The 4,050-nt window shown below is 36.1% G+C and carries 3 protein-coding genes; all 3 read right to left on the reverse strand.

Annotation, left to right across the window (positions count from 1 at the left end; genetic code table 11):
* Positions 1-170: 170 nt before the first annotated feature.
* The 3 genes from xdhC to xdhA are packed head-to-tail and all read right to left on the reverse strand — an operon-like array spanning position 171 to position 3,904.
* Entirely contained in the window at positions 171-710 is a 540-nt protein-coding gene (gene xdhC, locus HMPREF9129_RS08660) for a xanthine dehydrogenase subunit XdhC (RefSeq protein ID WP_004822628.1), read from the reverse strand.
* Positions 703-1,587 carry a xanthine dehydrogenase subunit XdhB gene (gene xdhB / locus HMPREF9129_RS08665; RefSeq protein WP_004822629.1) on the reverse strand — a complete coding sequence of 295 codons (885 nt, stop codon included), beginning with the start codon at positions 1,585-1,587 and terminating at the stop codon, positions 703-705. Before xdhB ends, xdhC begins: the two co-directional genes overlap by 8 nt.
* A 13-nt stretch (positions 1,588-1,600) precedes the next feature.
* The gene (xdhA, locus tag HMPREF9129_RS08670; protein WP_004822630.1) at positions 1,601-3,904 is read right to left on the reverse strand and encodes a xanthine dehydrogenase subunit XdhA; all 2,304 of its coding nucleotides are present in this window, start codon (positions 3,902-3,904) and stop codon (positions 1,601-1,603) included.
* Positions 3,905-4,050: the final 146 nt, after the last annotated feature.

Consider the following 4,050-nt stretch of genomic DNA (forward strand, 5'->3'; position numbering starts at 1 on the left):
CCACTTTCTAAATAACTGTCAAGGGATAGAGGGAAATAATTTTAAAGAAATTATAAAATAAGAAATAAATCAAAAATAAAGATATGTTTGTTTATTCAAAGAGTGGAGAATATTAATTATATAAATAAAAATGACCACCAGTTAAAACTAGCGGTCATTTCTTTATATTTTTATTTTTCAAGATTTTTTTCGATTGTTTTTTCAACAGCTCTTAGGATGTTTTCGTAACCTGTACATCTGCAAAGATGTCCTGCCAACATTTTTCTAAGTTCAGCTCTTGTAAATCTCTTCTTTTTAGCAACTATTTCTGAAGATGTTACTATAAATCCTGGTGTACAGAATCCGCATTGTACAGCTGCCTCATCAACAAAGGCTTGTTGGATATCTGAGAGGGTGCCGTCTTTGTTTAGCAGTCCTTCTGTTGTCCAAATGTCTTTTCCATCTGCCCATATTGCCATATAGATACAAGAGTTAAAGGCTTCTCCATCTATAAGAACTGCACATGCACCACATTCTCCAACTTCACAACCTTTTTTTACTGATGTAAGTCTAAAGTCATTTCTCAACATATCTGTTAGAGAGGCTCTCATATCAACCATCTGAGTAATTCTTTCTCCGTTGATTCTACATCTGATTAGTTTAAATTGTGGTTCGTAGTGTAATACTTGTTCTTCTTTAGGTTCATAAGGTCCGTGTTCTGAATTATGCATTTTGACCTCCTTTATAAGCTTTAAAGCATTCTACTAAGCATCTTCTTGAGATTTCTTTTAGAATATGAACTCTCAAGTCTTTTGAAGCTCTCCAAGAATCTCTAGGTTTAAGTTCTTTGATTGCTTCTTCGGCAAATGCGTTGATATTTTCTACTGTAAGTGGTTTTCCCTTTAGGAATTTTTCAGCTTCCGGTGTTCTTAGTGGTATAGGTCCAGCAACTCCAAATGCCGCTCTTACATCTTCTACTATGTTTTCGCCGGAGAATTTACAACTGATTGAACAACCACTTGTTGCGATATCCATAGCATTTCTCATGGCATATTTAAAGTAGTGCCCATAGTATCCTTCATAAGATTCTTTTTTGATTTTAACTGCTGTAACAAGTTCTGTAGGTTTTAAATCTACAACGCCTGTCTTTATATAAAATTCTGTAATAGGAACTTCACGAACTCCGTTTTCACCTTTAATTTCAACTATTGCATCCCAAGCGTGTAGGGTTGTTGTTGAATCGGCTGATGGAACACCGTTGCTTATATTACCGCCAATTGTTGCGATATTTCTAAGTTGTGGGCCACCGGCAGTGTCTACGGCTTCACCAAGTGTAGGACAGTATTTTTGAATTAGTTCGTTTTGAGTTATGTGGCTAAATGATGTCAATGCACCAACTCTTAGCGTTCCATCTTCGTCCATGGATACACCGCGAATTTCGTCAATCATATAGATTGATACTAATTCTTCGCCTGCCATTTTTCCTTCACGAATTTTAATTAATACGTCTGAACCTCCGCCTAGTATTTTTGCTTCAGGATGTTCACGTAAGAGCTCAATAGCCTCATCAACTGTAAAGGCTTCATAAATTTTCTTTATATCGTACATAATTTCCTCCTGCTTAAAGTTCTATTTCTAAATTATCAAGTAGTCCGGCTTCTTTGAATAGTGGATATAGAACGTGTGGGTTCATTGGGCATTGTGTTGCAGCAACTCCTGTTGCGTTTAATATCGCATTTCTAATTGCTGGAGCAGGGGAACAAGTTGGTGGTTCTCCTAATGCTTTAGTTCCATAAGGTGAGGTTGGTTCAGCATTTTCAACAAAATAAACTTCTAAATCAGGATGATCCATTGTCGTAGACAACTTGTAGTCTAACAGGTTGTTGTTAAGTGTTCTGCCTGTTTTTTCGTCATATTTTAGTTCTTCTGAAAGGGCATATCCTATAGCCATTGACATTCCTCCGTGTACTTGAGCTTCTGCAAGTTGAGGATTGATAAGTTTACCGCAGTCGTGAACATTGATTAGTCGTTTTACTGTTGCTTTACATAGGCTTAAGTCTACTTCAACCTCTGCAAATGAACAACCGAATGAGTATGCATTATTTCTTATTTGATATGTTGACTCAGCTGTTATGTGTTCGCTGTTTACAAAACTATATAATTCTGTTGTTGCGAGTTCAGCAAGACTCATCAGAATTCTATTGTCAGATATTCTAACAAGGTTTCCATCAATTAAATCTATATTTTCACGTGTTATACCGAGAAGTTTATATGCGTGGTCAAAGATTTTTTCTCTGAGAATTCTTGCTGTTTTTGTAATAGAAAAACTTGCTATAAATGTTTGTCTTGAAGCATATGCTGCTGTACCAAATGGAGTTATATCGGTATCTTGGTTTGTTATGATGTGAATGTCTTCAAATTTTACCCCGATTGCATCTGCAGCCATTTGAGAGAATGCAGTGTCTGCACCTTGTCCAATTTCTGTTTCACCCAACATAAGTTGAACTGAACCATCTTGGTTTAATACCATACGGCAAGCTGAAGTTTCAAGCGAGATAGGGTAAACTGCTGTATTGTACCAGAATACTGCATGACCTATGCCTCGACGAATATTTCCTGTTTGATTTTTAAATTCTTCTAATTTTTTATCGTAGTCGATAGCTTTTTTACCTACTTCAAGACATTCTCTGAATGAATCGTAGTAGTTTTCATTTTTAGAGAATCCATCAACGTATCCTTTAGGCATTAAATTTTTCATACGGAATTCATATGAATCCATTCCAAGCGCTCTTGCTATATCTTCTGTGTGAGATTCTACTGCAAACATAGCTTGTGGGATGCCATATCCACGCATAGCTCCGGCAGTCGGTCTATTTGTATATACTGTGTAAGCATCTCCTTCAACATTATCACAAGGATATAATTGATGAAAACAGCCAAGACCTTTTGCTGCGATACTATGTCCGTGAGAAGCATAAGCTCCATTATTTGAATAAGCTTCTAATTTACGAGCTGCAAATGTTCCGTCTTTTCTAAGGTATGAAACAATGTGCATAGTAATTTTGTGACGTGTACGGTTTGAAACGAAAGTTTCTTCACGAGATGTGTCAAGCTTTACAGGGTGTCCACCAACTTGAGTTGTTAAGAAGGCTCCAAGTGGTTCGTAAAGAGCGTCTTGTTTATTTCCAAATCCACCACCTATATATGGTTTGATTAAACGAATTTTACTCCAAGGTACCCCCAATGCTTGACCACAAATACGTCTTACAATGTGAGGTATTTGAGTTGAGGCTACAACTACTATTTTTCCGGATTCTTCATAAGAGTAAACAATCCCGTTTTCAATATGAGAGTGTTGTACTACAGGTGTATCATACCAACCTTCAACTTTAATAAGACCTTCTTCTTTTATTGCCTCTTGGTAATTACCTCTGTTGTTTGTTGTATGATTGATTATATTATTTGGGAAATCCTCATGTAATTGAGGCGCCCCGTCTTTCATAGCTTCGAATGCATCAAAAACTGCAGGATACTCTTCATATTCCACTTTTATTTTATTCAAAGCTTGTGTAGCTGAAACTTCATTTTTTGCTATAACTACTGCAACGTCGTCTCCGTAGTAGCGTACATGTTCGTTTAGGAGTTTACGGTCAGCTATATCTTGGTGATGTGGATCAGTTGACCAAGGGTGACCTGCTGTTGGGAAACCATGTTTTGGAACATCAAAACATGTAACTATTTTTACCAAACCTTCAATTTTTTCTGCCTCAGAAGTATCTATTGATACTACTCTTCCATGTGGTATTGTTGAATGTAAAATTTTTGCAACGTAAGCACGTGGATCAACTAGGTCTTCTGTGTATTTAGCACGACCTGTAACTTTATCAAAAGCGTCGACTCTTTTTTCGCTTTTTCCTACAGACATAAAATCCCTCTTTTCTTTTAAAAAATTATTAAAAGTAATGAAAATGTTAACTTCTTATATAAATATAATAGCACAATACTTTTAAAAGTAAAACAATTTCTTATAGCAACTAATTAAATAATTAAAGGCGAATGGCAAAAATTTAA

It is taken from the genome of Peptoniphilus indolicus ATCC 29427 (assembly GCF_000227315.1).
Lineage (GTDB): Bacteria > Bacillota > Clostridia > Tissierellales > Peptoniphilaceae > Peptoniphilus > Peptoniphilus indolicus.

Coding starts and splice junctions, on each gene's coding strand:
- xdhC (WP_004822628.1), bottom strand. CDS start 710: ATGCATAATTCAGAACACGGACCTTATGAACCTAAAGAAGAACAAGTA.
- xdhB (WP_004822629.1), bottom strand. CDS start 1,587: ATGTACGATATAAAGAAAATTTATGAAGCCTTTACAGTTGATGAGGCT.
- xdhA (WP_004822630.1), bottom strand. CDS start 3,904: ATGTCTGTAGGAAAAAGCGAAAAAAGAGTCGACGCTTTTGATAAAGTT.